A 23,093-nucleotide genomic window follows, 5' to 3' on the forward strand; every position below is an offset into this window, starting at 1 on the left:
GGAGGTCTTGTGTCGATCGCATGAGAAAGCCGTGGGACTGGACCCACGGCGGTCACATCGCGAACCGAGCAAGCATACCCGTGACCGCCGTACGACCCAAAAGAAGGACCCCGCCGGTCGACGGGGTCCTTCTTGGTGGAGCCGCGGGGCGCCCGATCCGCATTCGCTGGGTGGGACCTGGGGAGGAACGACCACACCGATGAGGTTGGACGCGGCCGCCCCGCGGAGCCTGTACCTCAGAGATTAAGCGATTCGCGCCCGATTTGCACGTTGCGACACGATTGCCCGAATCGCGGCAACTGTTACGCCGACCACACACACGGCCGCGGTCAGCGCGAGCAGGCCCAGCGGCCCGCCCTCGTTCATCGGCTGCAGCGTCGCGACCCGCTCGGCCGCGGCGACCTCGGTGACCGGCGGCACGGGTGCGGCGGGAGCGGCGGGCACGGCCGGCACCTCACCGACCGTTACCGGCTCGATGTCCAGGCTCGGCGTGCCGGGGAGGATCGTCGGCTTGTCACCGGGTGGCATGCCGGCGAACGCGGGGGCCGGGCTCAGCGCCGTACGGGGAAGGCTCTTGACCTTGGGTCGCAGAGCGGTGCCACCGTGGGGCAGGGCCTGAGCGGCGGCCGTGGCGGCCCGGGACGCGGCATCCGACCGCAGTTGGGGCGACCGACGAGTGTCCGGGCGGGCGGTAGCGGGATCGGGCCGCTCGTCCGGCACGGCACGGGCACCCGCGGGGGTCCGTGACGCTGGGGAATCAGCCGGCGGGACCGACATGGGAACCGCGGCCGCCGTGGGGGACGGGTCGGGCTCGGTGGGCGCCACCACCGAGGGCGAAGCGGTGACCATCATCGGCGTCGCGTCGTCGCCGAGCGCACAGTTCGGCTTGAGCGTCACCGCCGTGGTGCCGCGCCGGAAGACCACCTCGGTCGAGGCGTTGTCGGCCAGAGTGCCCTTCGAGGCGCCACCGAGCAGCAGCTTCGCGGCGTACCCGGTCTGGTTGACCACGCGGACGGTGCTCTGCGCGGGCACGGTCATCGACTCGACGTCCGGTTCCGAGCTGCACGAGATGCCGAACATCCCGTCACTGGTGAACGACACCGCGCGGGTGCCCTCGGGAATCGGTTCGGCGCTGGCCGTCCCGTTCGCCAGCATCGGCGCCCCGAAGATGAAACCGCCCAGCACGATCGCCGTCACTCGCTGTCGGACCTGCCGAGACATGCACCATCTCCCACTTCGCCCCGGCATCCGCCGGTATCGGTCAAACGTGATCAATGGAACTAACGAGACCTCCCGAGCGCCGGTGACGCCCCGGCGAAACTGTCGGACGGTCGTCGTAGTCTCAATCCATGCGCATCGGAGCCCATGTCGACCCCGCCTCCCCGCTCGAGGAGGCCACCGCCCGCGGTGCCGACGCGGTGCAGTTCTTCCTCACCGACCCGCAGGGTTACAAGACGCCCAAACCGCGTGATGACGCGGAGGCGCTGCGGGCGTCCGAGGTGGACGTCTACATCCACGCTCCCTACATCGTGAATGTCGCGTCGCCCAACAACCGCATCCGCATCCCGAGCCGCAAGCTGCTGATGGCGCACGCCCGGGCCGCGGCCGAGCTGGGGGCCAAGGGCCTGATCGTGCACGGCGGTCACGTGGGAAAGGACGCCGACCTCGCGGCCGGCTTCGAGAATTGGCGCAAGGCCTTCGAATACGCCGAGAAGGACGGCGGCCTGCCGCTGCCGGTGCTGATCGAGAACACGGCCGGCGGTGACAACGCCTGCGCCCGGCGCTTCGACGACCTGGCCCGGCTGTGGGACGCGGTGGGCTCGTTCGGCGCGGGCTTCTGCCTCGACACCTGCCACGCCTTCGCCGGTGGGGAAGACCTGGTGGGCATCGTCGACCGGGTCAAGGCGATCACCGGCCGCATCGACCTGGTGCACGCCAACGACTCCAAGGGCGGATTCGACTCCGGGCAGGACAGGCACGACAACCTCGGAAATGGCAAGATCGACCCGGACCTGATCGTGGCCGCGATCCGGGCCGCGGGTGCGCCGGCCGTCGTCGAGACGCCGGGCGGCACCGAAGGACAGACCGCCGACATCGCCCTCCTGCGGGAGCGAACGGGACGTTGACGCGCCGCACGGGGAGAGGCTCATGACCGCCGAGCAGCCGAAACACCCCAGCACCGAGACGTTGCGCCCGGCCACGCCCGCCATCCCGCCGCAGGCCGGCCCACCGGCACAAGAGAAGGTGGCGACGAAGGTCGACCTGCCGGCGGTGCCCGACGCTCCACAAAAGACGAAGGCGAAAGAGCCGCTCCCGACCGAGCGCCCACCCGGCACCCCACCCGACCCGTGGAAGGCGTTCGCCGCATCGGGTGAGCGACCGCCGGGCCGGGTCCGCCGCGGCCTGGGCCGGTTCTTCCGATCGCTGGTCGGCGAATACGCGATCGTCATCTACGCCGCACTGCTGCTGGCGGTCGCCCTCACCTGGCCCACGCTGCGCTACCCGCTGCACACGTTGCCGCAAGACGTCTGGGACCCGTCCCGCCAGGCCTGGCAGATCGCCTGGGCCGGGCACATCCTGCTGACCGACCCGGCCCGCCTCTGGCAGTCCAACGCGTTCTTCCCGCTGACCGACAGTTTCGCGTACGGCAACAGCCTGCTCGGTTATGCCCCGTTCGGCATGATCGGCGAGGGTCCGCTGCCGGCCGTCCTGCGCTACAACATCCTCTTCGTGCTGGCCCACGCGCTGCTCGCGATCGGCGGCTACGCCCTGGTCCGCCAGCTGGGCGCCGGGCGCACCGGGGCCGCCGTGGCCGCCGTCGCTTTCGCGTACGCCCCGTGGCGCCTCGCGCAGGAGGGCCACCTCGACATCATCTCGGCCGGTGGCATCCCGCTCGCCCTGGCCATGCTCGCCCGCGGCCACGGCTGGTCGCTGCGCCGCGGCCTGCGCCCGGCGCGCCGCAGTGCCGGCTGGGCCCTGGCCGGCTGGCTGGTCGCGACCTGGCAGGTCAGCCTCGGCTTCTCGCTCGGCGGGCCGTTCCTGCTCGTGCTCGGCCTGGTCCTCGTCGTGCTCCTGGTCGGGGTGCCGATCCGCCGCCTGCGCCGCCCGGCCGAGCGACCCGTCCTCGGGTGGCGCCTGCTGCTGGCCGACCTGTTCGGCCCGCTCGTCCTGGCCGGCGTCAGCTATCTGATCGCGATCCCCTATCTCCGCGCTCCGGCCACCGGCCCGGCCGCCACCGAGATCGCCTTCTTCTCGCCCCCGCTCCGCAGCCTGCTGATCGGCCCGGCCGAGTCGCGCATCTGGGGAGCCCCGCACGAGGTGCCACGCTCGTCGCTCAACTGGCCGGCCGAGATGGGCCTGTTGCCGGGCTTCGTCCTTTATGCACTCGCGTTCGCCGGTCTGGCGTTCTCGATCTGGACCCTCCGCCAGCGTCTGCTCCTGCTGGTCGCGCTGGCCGGGACGATCGTCCTGACCCTGGGCACCAACTTCTACGAGGGCCGCTGGACCTATCTGCCGCTCTTCGGTCACCTGCCCGGTTCGCTCGGGCTGCGCATCCCCGGCCGGCTGATGGTCTGGGCCACCCTGCTGCTGGCCATCCTGGCGGCCGGCGCGGTGGCCGAATTCGTCCGGCGCGCCGAGCACCTGTCCGAGCAGCGCATCCCGCCCTGGCCCGGCCCGTGGCTGCGGCTGGCCACGTTCGTGCCGATGGCGCTGGTGCTGGTCGAGGGCTGGAACGCGACCGCCCACCCGGTCGTGCCGGCCCAGCCGACCGCGATGCGCACGGTCAGCGGCCCGATGCTGGTGCTGCCCTCGGCCGCCCTCACCGACCAGACGGTGATGCTGTGGTCGACGACCCGCTTCCAGCCGATGGTCAACGGTTCCGGCGGTTTCGGTGCCGCCCGTCAGGCCGAGCTGCGCGGCAAGGTCGCGACGTTCCCCGACGCGGCCAGCATCGAATATCTGCGGTCGCTCAACGTCGACCGCGTACTGCTGCTCCGCAGTCAGTCGGCCGGCACCTCATGGGAACGCGCCGGCGACATCCCGGTCGACGCCCTGGGAATCCGCCGCGAGGACATCGACGACGCGGTCGTCTTCCACCTGCGCTGAGCGACACCTGCGCTGAGACGACACGTGCGCTGAGACGACACGTGCGCTAGGAGGCCGCTTCCGAAAGGGCCGGAGCCGGCGCGGGGGAGCGGTCCAGGCCGAACGACCGGCGCAGTCGCCCGATCCACGGAGCGTCCGGCCCGTTGAGCGGCCCGCCGTCCGGGTCATCGGCGTAGTTCTGGCGAACCGCGTCGAGCTCCGGCTTCCAGATCTCGCGGATCACCAGCCCGCACAGCACCGCTACGGTGATCAGGCGCAGACCCGAGGCCAGCACGAACGTTCCCTCCGGGATGACCGGCTTGCCACCCGCACCCATCAGCTCGGCGTAGAACGCGGTGAAGTAGGCGAACTCGGCCACCGTCCAGGCGATGATCGCCCCCCAGCGGGGCCGGGCCAGGACGATCAGCGGGAGCAGCCACAACACGTACTGCTGGGACCAGACCTTGCTGGTGATCAGGAAGGCCGCCACCACGAGGAACGACAGTTGAGCGACCCGGGGACGGCGCGGTGCCAGCCACGCGAGCAGACCGATGCCCACGCAGGCGAGCCCGAACAACGCGTACGAGAGAAGGTTGAGCGAAGGAATGTTGTTGCTGAGCCACTGGAAGGGACCCTGATCGCCCGCGGCTCCCGAGTTCCACTTGCCGTCGAAGTAGCGACCGACGTACCAGAGCGTGCCCCAGTCGATCGGCCGTTCGCTGTTGAGCCGGAAGAACCGCAGCCAGCTCTCGTGATACCAGAAGAAGACCGGGAAGTTGGCCACCGCCCAGGCCAGGACCGCCGTCGCCATCGCGGCCGTCCACGAGCGGAGGGCGCGCGACCGCAAGGCGAGCACCAGCAGCGGTCCGAGGATGAAGAGCGGCCACAGTTTGGCCGCCCCGCCGAGCCCCAGGAACAGCCCGGCCCAGGCCGGATGCTTCTTCACCCACAGGTAGAGCCCGATCGCGGCCAGCCCGATGGCCAGGAAGTCCCAGTTGACGGTCGCGGTGAAGAAGATGATCGGCGAGACCGCGAAGATCGCCGCATCCCAGGGCCGTCGCCGGCGCAACGCCAGGATGATGGCCGCAGTCGCCACCGCCAGCGCCGACAGCACGATCGCGTTGGCGTTGTAGAACCACGTGCCCTGGTTGATCTCGGGGTGGCTTTGCCCGTACGCGTGCACAGGCAACCCGAGCGCACCCATGAAGTAGCCGGTCACGACCGGGTATTCCACCGGCCAGTCCTTGTACGGAACCGCACCCTCGTTGAGGTGCTCGGCGTAGTAGAGCGCCAGCACGTCGGTGTAGCAGAAGCGGGTGTACTGCACGTTCTGCTGCCAGTCGCCGCTCTGGCAGGGCGACTTCTGCACCCACGAGAAGGCGAGGGTCAGGCAGGTCAGGGCCAGGATGATCCGGGTTGCCGTCCAGAACCGTCCGCGCTTGGCGTCGGACCGCACGGCGTGTGACCCGAGCGGGCCGCCGATCGCCTGCGAGATGCCGCGCACGAAACCGTCCGACGTCGCCGGCGCGCTCGGCGTTTCAGGGCGGTCGATGTCCTCGGACGGTTGCGTGCTCATGACATGGCATCATGCCGTACTTCGTTCCCGCGGTCCGTCAACGCCCTGCGGCGCGGGACAAAACGTGCGTCCAAAACGAGAACGGCACACGCCCGCGAGGGACGTGCGCCGTTCTCAAGTCAGCCGGGCTCGGCCGCTAGCCGTTTCCTTCGTCCGGCGCGAACGTCGGTGTGGTCGTCGGCTGCTGGGTCTGCGGCGCGTTCCCGTTGCCGTCTCCCGGGGACGGGGTGGCGTTACCGTCCCCGTTGCCACCGTTGTTGTCCCCGTTGCCGGTCCCGTTCCCGTCGCCGTTCCCATTGCCGTTGCCGTTGCCGTTACCGTTACCGCCGTTGTTGCCGTTGCCGCCGTTGTTGTTGTCCTGGCCGCAGCCGGGCCCGATGATGCCGAGCACACAGTTGCCGTTGTTGGCCGGCGTCTCGACCTTGGGCGGCTCCTGGCCGTTGGCGAACGGGCTGTCCGGATTACCGGTCTCGACCCGGTTGGGGAAGTCCTCCTGCTTGAGGTCCTTTGCCTTGATCACGGCGTCGAGGAACTTCTTCCAGATCTTCGACGGTGTGCCGGCGCCGAACATGTCGCGGCCGTTGGACTCCTTCAGCTCGACCTTGTTCTTGGCGCCGCCGACCCAGACCGTCGCGGCCAGCTGCGGCATGCCACCGACGAACCAGGTGTCACCGCTGCCCTCCTTGAACTCCCAGGTGCCGGACTTGCCGATGCCCTGCTGGCCGTTGCGCAGATCGCGGTTGTCGACCTGGACGATCTCCTTCATGACCGACTGCAGGTTGGACATCTGGTCGGCGTTGAAGACCGGCTTGCCGTCCAGCTTCTCGCTGCCCACGATCGACTTCTTGCCGGTCTCGGGGTCGACCCGGGTCACCGACTTGATGAAGTGGGCCTCGTGGCGCACGCCGTTGCCGACGATGGTGGCGACGCCGGCCGCGTGCTCGAGCGGGGGCACGCGATATTGACCGAAGGCGACCTCGTTGTCGAAGTAGCCGGTCTTCTCCCACGTCGACTTGTCGGTCTTGGTGAGGTCGACCAGCTTGCCGTCGTCGGTGTACATGTGGCGGATGCCGGCGTCGCGGGCGGCCTCGATGACCTTGTCCCGGCCGATTCCGTCGGCGATCCAGTAGAACGGGAAGTTGTACGACTTGATCGTCGCCGTCTCGAGGTCGCAGTACTTGATCTTGCCTTTACAGACGGTTCCCGGGTCGGCGCCGGCGTTGCTGATCTTCGTGCCGTTCGGGCGCAGCTTCGTGCCGTCCCAGGTCGTCTTGAAGGAGATGTCCTCCTTCAACGCCGCGGCCAGCGTGTAGATCTTCATCGTCGAGCCGGGGGACTGGCCACCGATGATCTCTTCGCCGTTGGACGACATGTAGCCGCCGTAGTCGAGACCGTTGGGATCGTCACCGCCGTAATAGCCGAGCACCCGCCCGGTTTTCGGGTCGATGCCGATCACCGCGGCCTGGTAGGTCGCCGGCTTGTCGTTCATCGGCGAGCTCTCGCTCTTGCGGGAGCCGGCCTCCTCGGCCGCCTTCTGCACGTCGGGGTCGATCGTGGTGGTGACGGTCAGGCCACCCTTGTCGAACTCGGTCGAGCTGATGCCCATCTCGGCCAGCTCGGCCCGGACGTGCCGCATGACCATGCCGACCGGCTTATTGGCCGTGCTCTTGCTCGCCGTGCTGCTCGGCTGCTTGATCGGCGTCGGGAACTTCCGCTTGTCGTAGACGTCCTTGCTGATCCAGCCCATCTCGAGCATGTTGGCCATCGTGTACTCCCACCGGTCTTTGGCGTCGGTGGGGTTGATGGTGGGGTCGTAGCCCTTGTGGGTGGCGCTCGGCTCGGGCTGCTTGATGATCCCGGCCAGCACCGCGGCCTCGTACGGCGTGATCGCGTTCTTCTGCCCGGCCGGCGTGGTCACCGACTTACCGAAGTAGCCCTGCGCCGCGGCCTCGATGCCGTAACGGCCCTTACCCAGGTAGATGTAGTTGAGGTACATCCCCATGATCTGGTTCTTGTCGTACTTCGACTCGAGCTTGCGGGCGATCACCGCCTCGCGCAGCTTGCGGTTGATGCTGATGTCCTTCAGCACGGCCGCGTGCCGCGCGTACTGCTGGGTGATCGTCGACGCGCCCTGCGTGTCGCCACCGGTGAAGTTGTTCCACGCGGCGCGGACGATGCCCTTCATGTCGATGCCGTGGTGCTTGTAGAAGTTCTTGTCCTCGGCGGCGGCGACGGCGTGCTCGACCACCTTGTTGATCTTCGCCTCGGGGACGACGGTGCGGTTCTGCTCGCCGAGCTTGGCCAGCACCGTGCCCTTGGAGTCGAGGATCACATTCGACTGGTCCTCGCTCGCCACCGGCGGCAGGTCGACGTCGTCGAAGAAATAGGTGCCGCCGACCACACCGGCACCGAGCAGGATCACGACCACGGCCGCCGCGGCGGTCAGGATGTTCGTCCGCCGGCGGCGCTTGGCCGCCTTCGACTTGTCCTTGCCCTGGCCCGACCGTCCGCCACCGAGGCTGCCGACATCGTCCGGCCCGTCCGGAGGACCAAAGCCAGACCCTCCCGGCCGTACGGCGGCACGCGCGACCGAAGCACGTCCGGGCGGGGCGGCCGCACCGACCGAGGCACGCGCCCCGACCCGGGCCGAGCCGACCGAAGCCGAGCCGACTGAAGCGCGCCCGCTGGTGCCGGAGCCGACAGAGGCGCTGCCCACGGAGGCGCTGCCTACAGAGGCGCGGCCACCGGCCCCACGGCGGTAAGCGTCAGGGGCCGGGCGAGCCGAACCGGAAGCCGCCGGGCGCGCCGAGGCGGAGTAAGTACGTGGCTGATCGTCGTCAGGCGGGGTCCCGGGCACTCGGGCCCGGGCACGCGAGGACTGCGGTTCGCCGTACGGGTTCATGCGGTCACACCTCGGTCGCGAGAGCGCACGCGAGGACAGCCCTGGAGGGGCCCTCACCAGCGACGCCACAGGCGGACGATTCGGGCTGCATACCGGCAGCCGCCCTGACTGATGTCGGAAATGACCGGCTGGAGCGCTGGATGCGCGTGCCGGTCGGGGTCGTGTCAACGGTAGCCAGAGCGATCAGCGTCATCCGCGACCGTCCCAGCGAGCTGACGACAACCCGGTTTCGCGGTGGCGGCCCGCGGCGGACGAGGCGGCAACGGCCTCGACCCGATCGAGTTCGTCGGCGGTGAGCGCGTCCCGGCCCAGGAGGTACTGCTGGATCAGGTGATTCCACGCGCAGGATTGGCATACCTCGACGACGAAGACCTGGAACTCACGCAGCGTCATGGCCAGGACGGGCAGCTCGGTGAGCTTGCGGGCCTGCCCAGCGGTCTGCTTGAGCTCGTCGCCATAGATGTAGTGCACGAGCGTCAGGTTGTCTCGCCGGCAGATCGGGCACCGCTCGTCGGTCGGCTCGCCATGGAATCGAGCAGCGCTTTTGAGGTATGGCGAGGCATCGCAGACCTCGAGCGTCCCGATCTTGCCGTTGTGCACGTCACGCAGCACTGCCCGCTTCTGTAGCGAGTAGTCGACTATCTGCCGCTGCGTGCGCATGGCGAAGAGAGTACGCGGTCCAACGGCGAGCGGCGACAGCCATCACACAGCGTGGCGCGCATGTAGCGCAATCATGAATACCTTGCGGACTTGTGGCGACCGGATCTACGGTAGCGATGTATCGGGCCGATACATCGGGGCATAGGGAGGGAGTACGCGAATGCTGGAACTGGCGATTCTCGGGCTCCTCCAGGAGACCCCGATGCACGGGTACGAGCTCCGCAAGGAACTCGCCACCAAGCTCGGCACGATCCGGGCCGCGATCAGCTACGGCACCCTCTATCCGACCCTCAAGCGCCTTCAGACGGCGGGCTGGATCACCGAATCCGCGTCCGACCCGACGATGATCCCCCCGATGACCAGCAAACGGGGCCGCGTTGTTTACAAGATCACTGCCGACGGCAAGGAGCGGTTCGCCGACCTCCTGGCCCAGGCCGGCCCCGAGACGTATGACGACGCCGGTTTCGGCGTTCACTTCGCGTTCTTCTCCCGGACCGACCGCGCCACCCGGCTGCGCATCCTGGAGGGCCGCCGCCGGCGGGTCGAGGAGCGGCGGGAGGGGCTGCGCGACGTGCTGTCCCGGGCCGCCGGCCGGCTCGACGCGTACACGCTGGAACTGCAACGCCACGGACTCGACGCCGCCGAGCGTGAGGTCCGCTGGTTGGAGGAGCTCATCACCAACGAGCGCTCCGGCCGAGCCCCGGCGGGATCCGCCGGGGAACTCGATATCCCGGCCACCGAGCCTGGGGAATCACCCCCCGAACCCCCGCGTCCGCATCAGGACCGGCCGTGATGAACAAGGAGGCAAACGCGATGGGCTCCGTCCGCGTCGCCATCGTCGGTGTAGGTAACTGCGCCTCGTCCCTCGTGCAGGGCGTGGAGTACTACAAGAACGCCGACCCCAACGACCGCGTCCCGGGTCTCATGCACGTGACCTTCGGCGACTACCACGTATCCGACGTGAAGTTCGTCGCGGCGTTCGATGTGGACGCCAAGAAGGTCGGCATGGACCTGAGCGAGGCGATCGTCGCCAGCGAGAACAACACGATCACGCTGACCGACGTGCCGCCGACCGGCATCACCGTCCAGCGTGGACCGACCTTCGACGGTCTGGGCACGTACTACCGCGAGATCATCGAGGAGTCGTCGGTCGAGGCCGTCGACGTCGTGCAGGCTCTGCGTGACGCCGAGGTCGACGTCGTCGTCTCCTACCTGCCGGTGGGCTCCGAGCAGGCCGACAAGTTCTACGCCCAGGCCGCGATCGACGCAGGCTGCGCCTTCGTCAACGCGCTGCCCGTCTTCATCGCGTCCGACCCGGCGTGGGCCCAGAAGTTCACCGACGCGGGCCTCCCGATCGTCGGCGACGACATCAAGAGCCAGGTCGGTGCCACGATCGTGCACCGCGCTCTGGCCAAGCTGTTCGAAGACCGTGGCGTCGAGCTGCTGCGCACCTACCAGCTCAACTTCGGCGGCAACATGGACTTCATGAACATGCTGGAGCGCAACCGTCTGGTCTCCAAGAAGATCTCGAAGACCCAGTCGGTGACCTCCCAGATCCCGCACGAGATGCAGAAGAGCGACGTGCACATCGGCCCGTCCGACCACGTGCCGTGGCTCGACGACCGCAAGTGGGCCTACATCCGGCTCGAGGGCCGGTCGTTCGGCGACACCCCGCTCAACGCCGAGCTCAAGCTCGAGGTGTGGGACTCCCCGAACTCGGCCGGCGTGATCATCGACGCCGTCCGCGCCGCGAAGATCGCCAAGGACCGCGGCGTCGGCGGCCCGATCCTCTCGGCCTCGTCCTACTTCATGAAGTCGCCGCCGGTGCAGTACAACGACCACGACGCCAAGGAGAGCGTCGAGGCGTTCATCCGCGGCGACATCGAGCGCTGACCAGCACCAAAAGCATTTAAAGGCCGGCCCGGGCACTCCGGGTCGGCCTTTTGCGCGCCCGCTAACGGATGCGCAGGAAGGGCGCCAGCCTGTCAGCGACGGCGTCGATGTCGTCCAGCTCGCCCTGCATGATCTCGTCGGTGATCGTCATCTGTTGCCACGGCGTGATGTCAAGATCAAAACCCTGGCGAGCAAGCGTCATGAAGGTCGCTCCCCACCCCAGACCACTGTTCCAAAGATGAAGCGGACGCCACGCCACTGTTCCGTGCAGCAGCGCCGCCGACCGCTTCAACGGGGTGGCATAGACGACAGTGCCGAGCATCTCGACATGCGGCCGGGTGGCGACGGCCACCAGAATCCCGGCATCTCGCACGCCCGAGTCGTGCCCGGTCGACTCGGCGAGCAGGTGCAGCAAGTCGATCGCATCCGGCCAGCCCGACTCGTTCATCGATCTCCGTTCAGCTCGAAGAAATCGCGATGCTCGGCCAGGACCTTACGAGCCAATTGCCTGGTCTCGGTTTCTTCGGCGCCGGCCATGAAGGCGGCGATCAGCTGGTCGATCGTCGGAGCGTCTCGTGGCTTCGTCGTCAGTTCTTGAAGTCTCTGTGCGACCTCGGGCCGCATGCCTTGTATTGTCATGCGACAGTTGTACTAGTGCCTATATGCATGAGTCAACCCCAGGCCCGGGCCAGCGCGACCCTCGCCTCAAGCTCGAGCAACTTGCGCTTCCGGTCGAGCCCACCACCGAAACCGACCATCTTGCCGCCCGCCCCGACCACCCGATGACACGGCACGATGACCGGGATCGGGTTGTGGTTGCAGGCCGTGCCGACCGCGCGCGCCGCCCCCGGATCGCCGAGAGCCGTGGCAATCGCGCCATACGTGATCATTTCCCCGTACGGAATCTTGGCGATCTCGCCCCACACCGCGCGCTCGAACTCGGACCCCCCGCGCATCTCGAACGGCACCGAGAAGTCGGTGAGCTCGCCGGCGAAGTAGGACTCGAGCTGCGCGACAGCCGGATGTGAGCCGGCGGCACCGGGGCGGGCACCGAAGTGAACCCCCACGACGGTCTCGCCCGACACGGAGACACCGAGCGGACCGATGGGGGAGTCGATGACGAACATGCCCCCGATTCTGCCTGCCGGGTATGACAAGTCAGAGGTGCCCGTGGTCGACATGCTCCGCGCCCAGTAGGCACCCTCATCACCCGGCGGCATCGGCTCCTTCCACGCCGACCACGCGTAGAGGGCGAAACCGCAGAACAGGATCGTGCCGATGACCGAGAGCGCGGCGAACCACAACCGGGCCTGCCGGGTGCCCCGCGACCACAACGCGACCCACGTCGCCACGACCGCCGCGGGAAGTAGGAAGAACAGGAGCCAGGTCACTCCGTAAAAGATTGACGATCCGTGCAAGCGTTTCCGGTCGGCGGGCGTCTTACCGGGCGGAGGTGACGGGTGAAGGATTCGCTCGAGGCGGAGTTCACCGCGTTCGTCGCGGAACGGGGGCAGTCGCTGCTCCGGATCGCGCATGCCCTCACCGGTGACGCGCGGGCCGCGGAAGACCTGGTGCAGGGCGCGCTGGCCAAGGCGTACGCGAAATGGCCCCGCATCCATGCCGACGACGCCGAGGCGTACGTCCGCCGGATCCTCTACAACGACCGGATCTCGGGCTGGCGCCGGGCGAGCCGGCGGCGCGAGGTCTCGATGGCCGAGATGCCCGAGATGCCGCAGCACCAGCCGGACGTCGCGGAACGGCTCGCGCTGCGGCAGGCCCTGCTGACGTTGCCCGACCGCCAGCGTGCGGTGGTGGTGCTCCGTTATCTCGAGGATCGCTCGGTCGAGGAGACGGCCCAGGTGCTGGGGTGCAGCCCGGGCACGGTGGCCAGCCAGGCGTCGCGCGCGCTGGCCAAGTTGCGGGAGCACGCCCGGTCGATGGAGGAGTCGCGATGAACCTGGAACAGAAGGTGCGAATCGTTGTGCACGACCTGGCCGACCGCGCCCCGAATCCGAACGATCTGGCCGACGTCGCGCGCCATCGTGGCCGCCGCATCCGACGTCGTCGTCAGGCGACGACCGGGGTGACGGTTCTCGTCCTCGCCACCACGGCTGTTGTTCCTTTTGTGGTCATGCGGGAGCAGAAGCGCGATTCTCCACAGCCAACTGCGACAACCCCTTCCCCCGTACGCACGACAGCCGCCCCGACCGCATGGGGAAATGTCTCGGTGCGGCTCCCCGGTGACATGATCGTCACCGCCCTCAGCCGTAACGACGTGGGCGTGGACGCCCCAGCCGGCCGCACCCTGGCGACCGGCAATGTCGTGTTCGACCGCACCACCAACCGCTACGTCGCGCTACGCGGCGACTACTACACGGTGTGGGGAGCGACCGAGAAGAACACCGGAGTGGTCAGCGACGGCGCCAACGGGCTGGGCATCATCCGCGGCGACAACAGCATCAAGTGGATCAAGGTCGGCTACAAGCTCGATCCGCAGTGGTCGCCCGACGGCACCCGCCTGCTGCTGTCGACGCTGAAGGGCTACGCCGTGGTCGAGGCGGCGACCGGTCGCGTGACCCGGCACGAGACCCCCGAGGCGATCGCCGCCTGCCCCGACGACTGCTTCTTCACCTGGCAGCCGGACGGCCGGACGATCGCGATCGCCCAGCGCGACCTGAGCGTGGCCCAGTCCGAGGAGAAGGCCGACACGATCAAGAACGTTCTGGTCTACAACGCCGGCAACGGGCGGCCGCTCGCCACGGTAGACGTGCCCGGCGTGCCGGTCAGCGGAAGCCCCTGGTCACCCAACCTCCGGCGGGTTCTGGTGCAGACCACGGACGGCGCCGCGATCATGGACACCGCCACCGGCAAGGTGGTCAGGAACATCCCCGAGCGGAACGCGCGCTTCACGCCCGGCGGCGGGGTGCTGGGTATCGGCGACGAGTTCGCCCGGCTCTACGACGCCGACGGCAAGCTCTACGAGGAGATGCTGCTTCCGGCCGATTTCAGTGGCCGGACCATCAGTGCGGGGCTGCCCTAGGAGGAGAGGTGCCCGTTGTCGCGGGCCCATTTGAACAGCTCGGCCTCGGCCTCGTCGCGGGTCAGCGGTCCCCGGTCGAGGCGCAGCTCCTTGAGATGACGCCAGGCCTGGCCGACGACCGGGCCCGGGGCCACCCCGAGCAGCTCCATGATCGCGTTGCCGTCGAGGTCGGGACGGACCCGTGCGAGATCCTCCTCCTCGGCCAGCCGTGAGATCCGTTCCTCGAGCGCGTCGTAGTCGGCGGCCAGGTTGGCCGCCTTGCGCCGGTTGCGGGTCGTGACGTCCGAGCGGGTCAGCTTGTGCAGGCGGGCGAGCAGGGGGCCGGCGTCGGTCACGTACCGGCGTACGGCCGAATCGGTCCACTCACCCCGCCCGTACCCGTAGAACCGCAGGTGCAGCCCGACCAGCTCGACCACCTCGGAGGTGACGTCCTTGGGGTATTTCATGGCCTTCATGCGCTGCTTGGTCATCCGCGCGCCGACCACCTCGTGGTGGTGGAAGCTGACCCGCCCGTCGCGGCCGACCGCCTTGGTGGCCGGCTTGCCGATGTCGTGCATCAGCGCGGCCATCCGCAGCGTGAAGTCGGGTGCCTCGTCGCCCTCGAGGCGCATCGCATTCTGCACCACGATCAGCGTGTGCTCGTAGACGTCCTTGTGCTGGGCGTGCTCGTCGATCTCGAGCTTGAGCCCGGAGATCTCGGGGATGAAGCGGTCGGCCAGGCCGGTGTCGACCAGGAGTCGCAGGCCGGCGATCGGGTCGGCGCCGCACATGAGCTTGGTGAACTCGTCGCGGATCCGTTCCGCGGTGATCCGGTCGAGATCGGCGGCCATGTCCCGCATCGCCGCGATGACCGGCTTATCCACAGTGAACTGGAGTTTCGCCGCGAATCGGGCGGCCCGCAGCATCCGAAGTGGATCATCGCCGAACGACTGCGACGGTGCGGCCGGGGTGCGGATCACCTGGGCGGCAAGATCATCGAGGCCACCGTACGGGTCGGTGAACTCGTGCCCGGGCAGCGAGACGGCCATCGCGTTGATCGTGAAGTCGCGCCGCTCGAGGTCGTCGAGCAGGGAATCGCCGTACTCGACCACGGGGTTGCGCGTGACACCGTCGTACGCCTCGGCCCGGAAGGTGGTGATCTCGATCCGCAGACCGTTCTTCTGGATGCCGATGGTGCCGAACTCGCGGCCGGTCTCCCAGATCGCGTCGGCCCAGTCGCGCACGATGTCGAGGGTCTGCTCGGGGCGCGCATCGGTGCAGAAGTCGAGATCGTCGCCGAGCCGGCCCAGCAGCGCGTCGCGCACCGAACCGCCGACCAGGTGCAACTCATGGCCGGCGGCGCCGAACAGGCGCCCCAGCTCGTCGGCGAGAGGGGAGACCCGCAGCAACTCGGCGACCGCGTTCTTCTGGGCGGCATTCAACACAGACATGGGGTGGCCAGCCTATCTGCATTGGTAACGCCGTCTGCGAGCGGGCAGGATGGGCGGGTGCCCGTATCCGACACGCTGCTCCGCCTCGCCGAAGATCCGGCGTTCTGGGCCGGCGAAAGCGACGTGACCAGCGACGACGAGCCCGGCGGCCTACGCACGAGCTTCCCGGTCACCGGCGGCTACGCGCTCGTCCTCGACCTCGATCGGCGTACCGGCGAGCGTGCCCTCGGCCTGCGCGTCCCGGCGTCGAGCGAGCCCGTTCAGCTGGGTTACGCACTTCCGGGTGAGCCCGGCCCGGCCGCGCTGCGCTGGTGGGAGCTCGACCTGTGCGCCCGGGTGATCGCCTGGGAAGATCCGACTCTGCCGCATCCGGGCCTGGTCGTCGCGTTGCTGGCCCCGTTCGCGCCGGCCACCGCCGACGACGACGAAGCCGAGATCGCGGCGACCCGCGAGGCGGCGTACCGGTCGCTGCGCCGTGAGGTGCCGCCGGCCGAGCCGACCGGGCCCGAGCAGGCTCCTCTTCCCCTGTTCACCAGCGAGGCCTGGTGGCCCGCCCCGGCCCCGATGTCGCCGCAGGTGCTCGACGAGGCTTCGATCGCCGAGCTCAGTCGTCCGGAAAGAGCGGTTCGCGACGTACGCACCGGGTCGCGCTTCCCCCGGGAAGACCTGGCCGATCTGATCCGCCGGGCCGACGCCCACCTGCGAGCAGTGCCGGCTCAGCAGTGGTACGCCGACACGCACCCGATCGCCCGGCGCATCCTCGACAACGGCGATCTCCGCCCGGTTCCGGAGCTGCTGGGTGCCCTGACCGAGGCGGGCTGCGACCATCCGACCGTGCTCGACGCGCTGAGTGAGCCCCTGGTCACGGCCGAGGCGTGCTGGATGGTGGAGACCCTGGCCGGTGCCGAGCCGGGCACGATGCTGCGAGCCGTGGCCCTTTAAGGTGACAAGGGTTCCGTACGAGGCTCGGGAGGATCGGTGAACAGCGGTATCTACCGCAGCGCGCACGCTTCCGACGGTGAACCGCTGAGGCCCGAGGACGGCGTCACGGTGATCTCGGTCGACGAGCAGTTCCCCGGGGCCGCGGCCGCCGAGAGCCAGGCGTTGCCGCCCGAGGAGGTTCCGCCCCCCGAGGGTGGAAGCACGGTCGGCGCCAGCGCGATGATGGCCGTCGCGAGTTTCGTCAGCCGGATCATCGGCTTCGTCCGCAACGCGCTGATCGGCATCACCCTCGGCAACTGGATCGGCTCGGCGTTCACCAGCGCCCAGTTCCTGCCCGGCCAGATCTACGAACTGCTGCTCGGCGGCATCCTGACCAGCGTCCTGGTGCCGTTGCTGGTCCGCCGGCGCAAGGCCGACCCGGACGGCGGCCTCGAGTTCACCCGCAAGCTGCTGACCTTCGCCGTGGTGTCCCTCGGCATCGCGACCGCGCTGGTCGTGATCGCGGCGCCGCTCATCACCTGGATCCAGGCGGGCGACTCGACCGACCCGGCCTATCCCGGCCTGGTCACCCACTTCGCCTACTGGATCCTGCCGATCATCTTCTTCACCGGCCTGTCCGGCCTGATCGGCGCGGTGCTCAACACGCGTGGCCACTTCGCCGCGCCGACCTGGGCGCCGATCCTGAACAGCCTCGTGGTGATCGCGGCGTGCGGCGTCTTCATCGTTTCCTTCGGTACGGCCGGAGACCTGCGCCCCGCCGACGTGACGCCCGCCCAGGTCGCGGTCATGGGCGGCGGCATGCTGCTTGGCATGATCGCGCAGGCCGCGGGTCTGCTCCCGGCGCTGCGCACGGTCGGCTTCAGCTGGAAGTGGCGCTGGGATCCGCGCTCGCTCGGCCTGCGCGAGATCGGCCAGTTGGCCGGCTGGATGCTCTGCTACGTGGCCGCCAACCAGGTCGCGGTCTTCGTCGTCGTCCGCATCCTCAACCGGGTCGCCGGTCAGGACAGCGCGAGCACGCTGGCTTTCAACAACGTCTTCCTGCTGGTCACGATGGCGCACGGCATCATCGGCGTCTCGGTGATGACGGCGATGCTGCCGAAGATGAGCGCGGCCGCCGCCGAGGGTCGCTACGCCGAGGTGAGCGCCGACCTGAGCCGGGCCATCCGGCTGGTGACCGTCGCGCTGGCCCCGATCTCGGTGGTCTACGCCGTGCTCGGTGTTCCGTTGTCGGTCATGTTGTTCCAGGGCGGCGCCTTCAAGAACGCCGACGCCCTGGCCACCGGCACCGTGCTCGTGGTGGCCGCGTTCGCGGTGATCCCGCTGTCGATCAGCTACCTCTGCACCTACACCTTCTATTCACTGCAGGGGAACAAGACCGCCGCTCTGATCAACCTGCCGGTGGTGGCGGTCCGCATCGCGGCCTATTTCGTTCTGGCCGAGGTGCTCGAGGCGTCGCTCTCGGCGGCCGGCATGACGGCGGCCAACGCCATCTCGTACGCGGTCTCGGCGCTGATCTCGCTGGCCGTACTGCGCCGCAAGATCGGCCGGCTCAATCTCGGCTCGGTCGCGGTGGCGTTGATCAAGGTGGTGATCGCCGCCGCGATCGCCGCCGCGCTCGGCCTCCTGGTCGTGCACTTCCTGCCCGGCGCGGGCGCGCCGAGCGGCCGCGGCGAGGCGATTCTGCAACTGCTCGCCGGCGGCGCGGTGATTCTGGTGGCCTACCTGGGCGCGGCCACCGTGCTGCGGGTTCAGGAGGTCAGCCAGGTGATCGGGATGGTGCGTCGCAAACTCGGCCGCTGACCAGCCGTTTCAGCTGTCCCAGGGGTCACTCGGGCTCCAGGCGGGGCCGCGGGCGAGGTTGCCGCGCCGGGGGGACGACCTGCCGCCGGATGGCCCCGGGCGGGTATGGTCGGTGTCGGCATGTGCTCTTCGCACATAGTCATCTGCACCGAGCACCGTGATGCGTGCCCGATGCTCACGAGGCGCACCGAGGAGGACTGGTGACCCAGGTCGGCGAAGGCCACGAGACCGCGGCCGATGCGGACGGACCGGTCATGACCTTCGGTTCGCCCACCGTCGGCGAGATCCTGGCCGAGCGCTACCAGCTCGAGCAGCACGTCAACGATGACAGCGCCGGCCGTCAGGTCTGGCGCGGCATCGATGTCATCCTGCGCCGCCCGGTCGCCGTCGTTCTGCGTTATCCGGGCGGGGATTCCGCCGCCGAGATGCTTCAGGCCGCGGTCGACGCGAGCCGCGTGATCCACCCCAACCTGGTCGGCGTCTACGACGCGATCGACGAGGGCAGCCGGGCCTACGTGGTGCGCGAGTGGGTCGAGGGCGAGTCGCTGCGCGAGCTGGTCAGCACCGACGGCCCGCTCGACCCGGCCCGCGCCACCGCGATCGCGCACTCCATCGCCGACGCCCTGGCCGCCGTGCACGCCACCGGCATGGTGCACGGCAACGTGCACCCCGGCACGACGCTGATCGGCGACGACGGCCGGGTCGTGCTGGCCGACGCGCGCGCCGACTCGGCCGACAACGTCGAGGGCGACATCCGCGCGATCGGCGGCATCCTCTACTTCGCGCTGACCGGTCACTGGCCGCACTCCGAGGTCGGCAACTCGGCGCTGCCCGACGCCAACCGCGATGCGAACGGCAGCCCGGCCGCGCCCCGCCAGATCCGCGCCGGCGTCCCGGCCTATCTCGACGACCTGACGATGGACCTGCTCGACACCCGGGTCGCCGTGCCCGAGGCCGATTCGCTGACCGCCGAGCTGGCGCGTCTCGACGCCTCGGCCGAGGAAGACTATGAAGACGCCGGTCCGCTGCGGTTCACGCAGAGCGCGACGACCGAGCCGGTCCGCAGCACCCGCAAGATCATCCTTGGTGTGGCGGCGCTCGTCGTCATCGCCGTCATCGGGCTGGTCTTCGGCATCCAGGCGATCAGCGACTCGGGCAACTCCAGCCCGTCGACCACCACCGAGGCCGGTGCCGGCAGCAACACCGGCGGCTCGACCGACGACACCCAGGCCCCGGCGCCCGAGCCGAAGAAGATCCCGCTGACGGCCGACATGGTGCGCATCGTCGACCCGCCGGACGGCGGCCGCGACGACACCGGTGAGGCGAAGTACACAGTCGACGGCGACGACGAGACCGCGTGGGAGACCCAGCGGTTCAAGCAGGCCAACTTCGGCAACTTCAAGCCGGGCATGGGCGTGCTGATCGACCTCGGCACGGCCCGCAAGTTGTCCGAGGTGCAGGTCGAGATGTCGCAGCCGGGCGTGACGATGGACATCCGCACCGGCACCGACGACTTCGGCGACACCTCGGCCGGCGACCAGAAGATCATGGACACCTACAAGCGGCTGGGCGACACCGAGACGGTGACCGACGGCAACCGCAAGGTGTTCTCGGTCTTCGACCCCGACCAGACCTACCGCTACGTGCTGGTCTTCCTGACCAAGCTGCCCGCGGCCGACGAGGGCGGCGGCTTCAAGGTCAGCGTCCAGGAGATCTCGGTCTTCGGGTACTGAGCGTCGGGTACCCGTTCACCCGACCCATCCGGTTAGATTGCTGGCGTGACTTCCGGGGACGCCGAGCAGGGTGTCGCGCCCAGCGACGCCGAGCTGCTGCGTGCCCACGTCGAGGGCGACAAACAGGCGTTCGGCGAGCTGGTCCGCCGTCATCGTGACCGGCTCTGGGCGGTGGCGCTGCGCACCATCGGCGACCGTGAGGAGGCAGCCGACGCGGTGCAAGATGCGCTGCTCTCGGCCCACCGCAACGCCGCCCGGTTCCGGGGCGATGCCGCGGTCACCACCTGGTTGCACCGCATTGTGGTAAATGCGTGTCTTGACCGGATTCGTAAGCGCCAGGCCCACCCGACCGTGCCGCTGCCCGACGGCAACCGCTCGGACGACCGGCCGTCCGGTGTGGAGCCTGCCGCGCCGGCCACCGATCACGAGACCGCGCTGCTGGTGCGCCAGGCCCTGGCCGATCTGCCGGCCGATCAGCGGGCCGCCATCGTGCTGGTCGACGTGCAGGGCTATCCGGTCGCCGAGGCGGCCGAGATGCTCGACGTCGCGGTCGGCACGATCAAGAGCCGGTGCGCGCGCGGCCGGGCCCGGATGGCGCTGGCCCTCGGTGAGTTGCGAGGGCGAGACGCCGATCACGCGCCGGGTGGGAACCAGGACGCCACCCAGACCGTCCCATCCGGACCGGGTGCGGTGCAGCCACCGCCCGGCGGGCGCGATCGGAGGGACCAGAGGTGACCGGGGCCGAGTTCGGCGGGGTCGACATCGACCTGCTGGCGGATTACATCGGTGGTGCGCTCGAGGGCACCCCCGACGAGTCCGCGGTGGCCACGCTGATCGCCGACGACCCGGCCTGGCGAGAGGCGTACGAGCAACTCAGCGGCGGGATCGAGGTGGTCCGGGCCGAGCTCGCGAGCTTCGGACCGGTCGAGATGCCCGACGATGTGGCGGCCCGCGTCGACGCGATGTTCGCGCCCGTCCCGCAGCTCACCGTCGTGCGAGGGGAAGCGCCTGACGGCGTACGGGAAAAGAAGCGCAACCGACGCATGCGCTGGGCCACCCCGATTGCCATCGCCGCCGGTTTCATCGCCTTTGTCGGCTTCGGGGCCGACTATCTGATCGGCCGCGGCTCGGACGACTCGGCGGCCGACACCGCCAGCTCGGCCGGGGGTTCCGCCGAGAACAGCACGGCTCTCGACGCCGGCATCATTACCAAGACCACCGGCACCGACTACACGCGGGCGACCCTCGCCCAAGAGCCGGTCGAACCGATGAACGCGCCCAAGAGCAGCCTCGGCGTCGACCAGTCGGAGCCGCAGCGCTCGATGGCCTCCGGGTCCGCGCTGTCCCGTCTGCTCGACCCGGCGGCGCTCGACGACTGCCTGGCCGCCATCCAGCAGGAGCAGGGCGGCTCGATCACCGTGCGGTCCGTCGACTACGCCCGCTTCGACGGCGCTCCAGCGCTGATTGTCCGGTTCAGCGGCAGCGCTGGTTCCTGGGCGTGGGCCGTCGGCCCGCTCTGCGGCACGCCCGCCGGCGACGCCGACACCATCACCCAGGTGCCGGTAGGCTGAACGACACCCCGGAGCATCGTCCCGCGTGAGGTCGGCCACGACTGCGTACGCGGGAATGTTGGGTGCCTAGCATGGCGTTCTAGCGTGCAGTGTCGCCGAGGGGATCTCCCGGCGAAGAGCAGACTTGAGGAGTCGGCAGTGGACGAGGTCCGCAATCTGATCATCATCGGTTCGGGACCGTCCGGATACACTGCGGCGCTGTATGCCGCCCGGGCGAATCTGAAGCCGCTCGTGATCGAGGGCGTCCAGTCCGGCGGCGCCCTGATGACCACCACCGAGGTGGAAAACTTCCCCGGCTTCCGCGAGGGCATCATGGGCCCCGAGCTGATGGACAACATGCGCGCCCAGGCCGAGCGGTTCGGCGCCGAGTTCATCACCGACGACGCCACCCGCGTCGAGCTGGGTGACAAGCCGACCGAGGCCGGCACCGAGGGCCTCAAGACGGTGTGGGTCGGCGACAAGCAGTACTTCGCGCGCGCCGTCATCCTCTCCACCGGCTCCGCCTGGCGCCCGCTCGGCGTCCCCGGCGAGCAGGAACTGCTCGGCCACGGCGTCTCGTCCTGTGCCACCTGTGACGGCTTCTTCTTCCGCAACCACCACATCGTGGTGGTCGGCGGCGGCGACTCCGCGATGGAGGAGGCGACCTTCCTCACCCGGTTCGCCGAGACGGTCACCATCGTGCACCGGCGCGACTCGTTCCGGGCCAGCAAGGTGATGCAGCTGCGGGCGCTGAACAACGAGAAGATCAAGGTCGAGTGGAACTCCAAGGTCGAAGAGATCCTGGGCCACGACGGCACAGTCTCGGGCGTACGCATCTCGAACACCCAGACCGGCGAGGAGAAGGTCCTCGACGTGACCGGCGTGTTCGTGGCGATCGGTCACGACCCGCGCAGCGAGCTGTTCAAGGGCCAGATCGAACTCGACGACGAGGGCTACGTGAAGGTCGACTCGCCGAGCACCCGCACCAACATTCCCGGCGTGTTCGCCGCCGGCGACCTGGTCGACCACACCTACCGCCAGGCCATCACGGCCTCCGGCACGGGGTGTTCCGCGGCCCTGGACGCCGAGCGCTTCATCGCCTCATTCGTCGAGCTGTAGAAGTCTCAAGGCCAGGAGGGTCCCAGTGGGAGCAGGCAAGACGGTCACCGACGCCACGTTCGTGACCGACGTACTGCAGTCGGAAAAGGTCGTGCTCGTCGACTTCTGGGCGGAGTGGTGCGCGCCCTGTAAAAAGGTCGACCCGCTGCTGAACGAGATCGCCAAGGAGATGGGCGACAAGGTCGAGATCGTCGCGCTCAACATCGACGAGAACCCGGAGACCACGCGCGCCTACCGGGTCATGTCGGTGCCGACGCTGACCATCTTCAAGGGCGGCGAGCCGGTCAATTCGGTGACCGGCGCCAAGCCCAAGAGTGCTCTCGTCAACTTCATCGAGTCGTCCCTCTAGGTCGCTCGCGATC

Annotated in this window: 21 protein-coding genes; 13 read left to right on the forward strand and 8 right to left on the reverse strand. The window is 69.0% G+C overall.

Annotated elements, in window-relative coordinates; all coding sequences use genetic code 11:
- Window positions 1-243: 243 nt before the first annotated feature.
- A complete protein-coding gene (locus KOI35_RS08560) occupies window positions 244-1,221 on the reverse strand; it encodes a hypothetical protein (protein ID WP_215785468.1) in 978 nt (325 codons plus the stop codon).
- Window positions 1,222-1,349: 128 nt separating this feature from the next.
- Between KOI35_RS08560 and KOI35_RS08565 the strand changes: the two genes are divergently transcribed.
- Window positions 1,350-2,126, forward strand: coding sequence for a deoxyribonuclease IV (locus KOI35_RS08565; protein ID WP_215785469.1), 777 nt, complete (start codon window positions 1,350-1,352; stop codon window positions 2,124-2,126).
- A 22-nt stretch (window positions 2,127-2,148) separates the two neighbouring features.
- The gene (locus KOI35_RS08570) at window positions 2,149-4,107 is read left to right on the forward strand and encodes a hypothetical protein (RefSeq protein WP_246612652.1); all 1,959 of its coding nucleotides are present in this window, start codon (window positions 2,149-2,151) and stop codon (window positions 4,105-4,107) included.
- A gap of 46 nt (window positions 4,108-4,153) precedes the next feature.
- On the opposite strand, the gene KOI35_RS08575 is transcribed toward KOI35_RS08570, so the two are convergent.
- From KOI35_RS08575 to KOI35_RS08585, 3 genes are all read right to left on the reverse strand, one after another.
- Window positions 4,154-5,662 (reverse strand): glycosyltransferase family 87 protein, encoded by a 1,509-nt coding sequence (locus KOI35_RS08575; protein ID WP_215785470.1) that lies wholly within the window; start codon window positions 5,660-5,662, stop codon window positions 4,154-4,156.
- A 136-nt stretch (window positions 5,663-5,798) separates the two neighbouring features.
- Window positions 5,799-8,378, reverse strand: a complete 2,580-nt coding sequence (locus KOI35_RS08580) for a transglycosylase domain-containing protein (RefSeq protein WP_308120858.1) — start codon at window positions 8,376-8,378, stop codon at window positions 5,799-5,801.
- Between the two features lie 375 nt (window positions 8,379-8,753).
- Window positions 8,754-9,224, reverse strand: a complete 471-nt coding sequence (locus KOI35_RS08585; protein WP_215785472.1) for a DUF5318 domain-containing protein — start codon at window positions 9,222-9,224, stop codon at window positions 8,754-8,756.
- 160 nt (window positions 9,225-9,384) lie between these two features.
- Here KOI35_RS08585 and KOI35_RS08590 point away from each other — a divergent pair, with 160 nt between their 5' ends.
- A complete protein-coding gene (locus KOI35_RS08590; RefSeq protein WP_215785473.1) occupies window positions 9,385-10,017 on the forward strand; it encodes a PadR family transcriptional regulator in 633 nt (210 codons plus the stop codon).
- 20 nt (window positions 10,018-10,037) lie between these two features.
- Window positions 10,038-11,117 (forward strand): inositol-3-phosphate synthase, encoded by a 1,080-nt coding sequence (locus tag KOI35_RS08595; protein WP_215785474.1) that lies wholly within the window; start codon window positions 10,038-10,040, stop codon window positions 11,115-11,117.
- 61 nt (window positions 11,118-11,178) lie between these two features.
- On the opposite strand, the gene KOI35_RS08600 is transcribed toward KOI35_RS08595, so the two are convergent.
- From KOI35_RS08600 to KOI35_RS08610, 3 genes are read right to left on the reverse strand one after another with little or no spacing between them, the layout of a single operon-like run.
- A complete protein-coding gene (locus tag KOI35_RS08600) occupies window positions 11,179-11,565 on the reverse strand; it encodes a hypothetical protein (RefSeq protein WP_215785475.1) in 387 nt (128 codons plus the stop codon).
- A complete protein-coding gene (locus tag KOI35_RS08605) occupies window positions 11,562-11,741 on the reverse strand; it encodes a hypothetical protein (RefSeq protein WP_215785476.1) in 180 nt (59 codons plus the stop codon). Before KOI35_RS08605 ends, KOI35_RS08600 begins: the two co-directional genes overlap by 4 nt.
- Window positions 11,742-11,788: 47 nt before the next feature.
- The gene (locus KOI35_RS08610; protein WP_215785567.1) at window positions 11,789-12,244 is read right to left on the reverse strand and encodes a methylated-DNA--[protein]-cysteine S-methyltransferase; all 456 of its coding nucleotides are present in this window, start codon (window positions 12,242-12,244) and stop codon (window positions 11,789-11,791) included.
- Between the two features lie 333 nt (window positions 12,245-12,577).
- Between KOI35_RS08610 and KOI35_RS08615 the strand changes: the two genes are divergently transcribed.
- Together KOI35_RS08615 and KOI35_RS08620 are read left to right on the forward strand one after the other, a co-directional pair.
- On the forward strand, window positions 12,578-13,072 hold the full coding sequence (locus KOI35_RS08615) for a SigE family RNA polymerase sigma factor (protein WP_215785477.1): 495 nt from the start codon (window positions 12,578-12,580) through the stop codon (window positions 13,070-13,072).
- Entirely contained in the window at window positions 13,069-14,157 is a 1,089-nt protein-coding gene (locus tag KOI35_RS08620; protein ID WP_215785478.1) for a TolB family protein, read from the forward strand. The genes KOI35_RS08615 and KOI35_RS08620 overlap by 4 nt, the downstream gene beginning before the upstream one ends.
- On the opposite strand, the gene KOI35_RS08625 is transcribed toward KOI35_RS08620, so the two are convergent.
- Window positions 14,154-15,587: a CCA tRNA nucleotidyltransferase gene (locus KOI35_RS08625; RefSeq protein WP_215785479.1), complete on the reverse strand. Its 1,434-nt coding sequence runs from the start codon at window positions 15,585-15,587 to the stop codon at window positions 14,154-14,156. The genes KOI35_RS08620 and KOI35_RS08625 overlap by 4 nt on opposite strands.
- Window positions 15,588-15,644: 57 nt before the next feature.
- Here KOI35_RS08625 and KOI35_RS08630 point away from each other — a divergent pair, with 57 nt between their 5' ends.
- The 7 genes from KOI35_RS08630 (at window position 15,645) to trxA (ending at window position 23,080) form a co-directional block, all read left to right on the forward strand.
- Window positions 15,645-16,529 carry a hypothetical protein gene (locus tag KOI35_RS08630; protein ID WP_215785480.1) on the forward strand — a complete coding sequence of 295 codons (885 nt, stop codon included), beginning with the start codon at window positions 15,645-15,647 and terminating at the stop codon, window positions 16,527-16,529.
- Window positions 16,530-16,565: 36 nt separating this feature from the next.
- On the forward strand, window positions 16,566-18,329 hold the full coding sequence (murJ, locus tag KOI35_RS08635) for a murein biosynthesis integral membrane protein MurJ (RefSeq protein ID WP_215785481.1): 1,764 nt from the start codon (window positions 16,566-16,568) through the stop codon (window positions 18,327-18,329).
- 200 nt (window positions 18,330-18,529) lie between these two features.
- A complete protein-coding gene (locus KOI35_RS08640) occupies window positions 18,530-20,062 on the forward strand; it encodes a protein kinase family protein (protein ID WP_308120860.1) in 1,533 nt (510 codons plus the stop codon).
- A 45-nt stretch (window positions 20,063-20,107) separates the two neighbouring features.
- The gene (gene sigM, locus KOI35_RS08645; protein WP_308120861.1) at window positions 20,108-20,797 is read left to right on the forward strand and encodes an RNA polymerase sigma factor SigM; all 690 of its coding nucleotides are present in this window, start codon (window positions 20,108-20,110) and stop codon (window positions 20,795-20,797) included.
- Window positions 20,794-21,633 carry an RsmA family anti-sigma factor gene (locus KOI35_RS08650; protein ID WP_215785482.1) on the forward strand — a complete coding sequence of 280 codons (840 nt, stop codon included), beginning with the start codon at window positions 20,794-20,796 and terminating at the stop codon, window positions 21,631-21,633. The genes sigM and KOI35_RS08650 overlap by 4 nt, the downstream gene beginning before the upstream one ends.
- A gap of 138 nt (window positions 21,634-21,771) precedes the next feature.
- Window positions 21,772-22,731 carry a thioredoxin-disulfide reductase gene (gene trxB / locus KOI35_RS08655; RefSeq protein WP_215785483.1) on the forward strand — a complete coding sequence of 320 codons (960 nt, stop codon included), beginning with the start codon at window positions 21,772-21,774 and terminating at the stop codon, window positions 22,729-22,731.
- A 25-nt stretch (window positions 22,732-22,756) separates the two neighbouring features.
- A complete protein-coding gene (trxA, locus tag KOI35_RS08660; RefSeq protein WP_215785484.1) occupies window positions 22,757-23,080 on the forward strand; it encodes a thioredoxin in 324 nt (107 codons plus the stop codon).
- The last annotated feature ends 13 nt before the right edge of the window (window positions 23,081-23,093 follow it).

It is taken from the genome of Paractinoplanes bogorensis (genome assembly GCF_018829635.1).
GTDB lineage: Bacteria > Actinomycetota > Actinomycetes > Mycobacteriales > Micromonosporaceae > Actinoplanes > Actinoplanes bogorensis.

Excerpts from the sequence above, each read along its gene's own strand:
- KOI35_RS08620 (WP_215785478.1), top strand. The coding sequence starts at position 13,069 with ATGAACCTGGAACAGAAGGTGCGAATCGTTGTGCACGACCTGGCCGAC.
- KOI35_RS08625 (WP_215785479.1), bottom strand. The coding sequence starts at position 15,587 with ATGTCTGTGTTGAATGCCGCCCAGAAGAACGCGGTCGCCGAGTTGCTG.
- KOI35_RS08600 (WP_215785475.1), bottom strand. The coding sequence starts at position 11,565 with ATGAACGAGTCGGGCTGGCCGGATGCGATCGACTTGCTGCACCTGCTC.
- KOI35_RS08560 (WP_215785468.1), bottom strand. The coding sequence starts at position 1,221 with ATGTCTCGGCAGGTCCGACAGCGAGTGACGGCGATCGTGCTGGGCGGT.
- KOI35_RS08590 (WP_215785473.1), top strand. The coding sequence starts at position 9,385 with ATGCTGGAACTGGCGATTCTCGGGCTCCTCCAGGAGACCCCGATGCAC.
- KOI35_RS08605 (WP_215785476.1), bottom strand. The coding sequence starts at position 11,741 with ATGCGGCCCGAGGTCGCACAGAGACTTCAAGAACTGACGACGAAGCCA.
- KOI35_RS08595 (WP_215785474.1), top strand. The coding sequence starts at position 10,038 with ATGGGCTCCGTCCGCGTCGCCATCGTCGGTGTAGGTAACTGCGCCTCG.
- KOI35_RS08570 (WP_246612652.1), top strand. The coding sequence starts at position 2,149 with ATGACCGCCGAGCAGCCGAAACACCCCAGCACCGAGACGTTGCGCCCG.
- KOI35_RS08565 (WP_215785469.1), top strand. The coding sequence starts at position 1,350 with ATGCGCATCGGAGCCCATGTCGACCCCGCCTCCCCGCTCGAGGAGGCC.
- KOI35_RS08575 (WP_215785470.1), bottom strand. The coding sequence starts at position 5,662 with ATGAGCACGCAACCGTCCGAGGACATCGACCGCCCTGAAACGCCGAGC.
- KOI35_RS08585 (WP_215785472.1), bottom strand. The coding sequence starts at position 9,224 with ATGCGCACGCAGCGGCAGATAGTCGACTACTCGCTACAGAAGCGGGCA.
- KOI35_RS08610 (WP_215785567.1), bottom strand. The coding sequence starts at position 12,244 with ATGTTCGTCATCGACTCCCCCATCGGTCCGCTCGGTGTCTCCGTGTCG.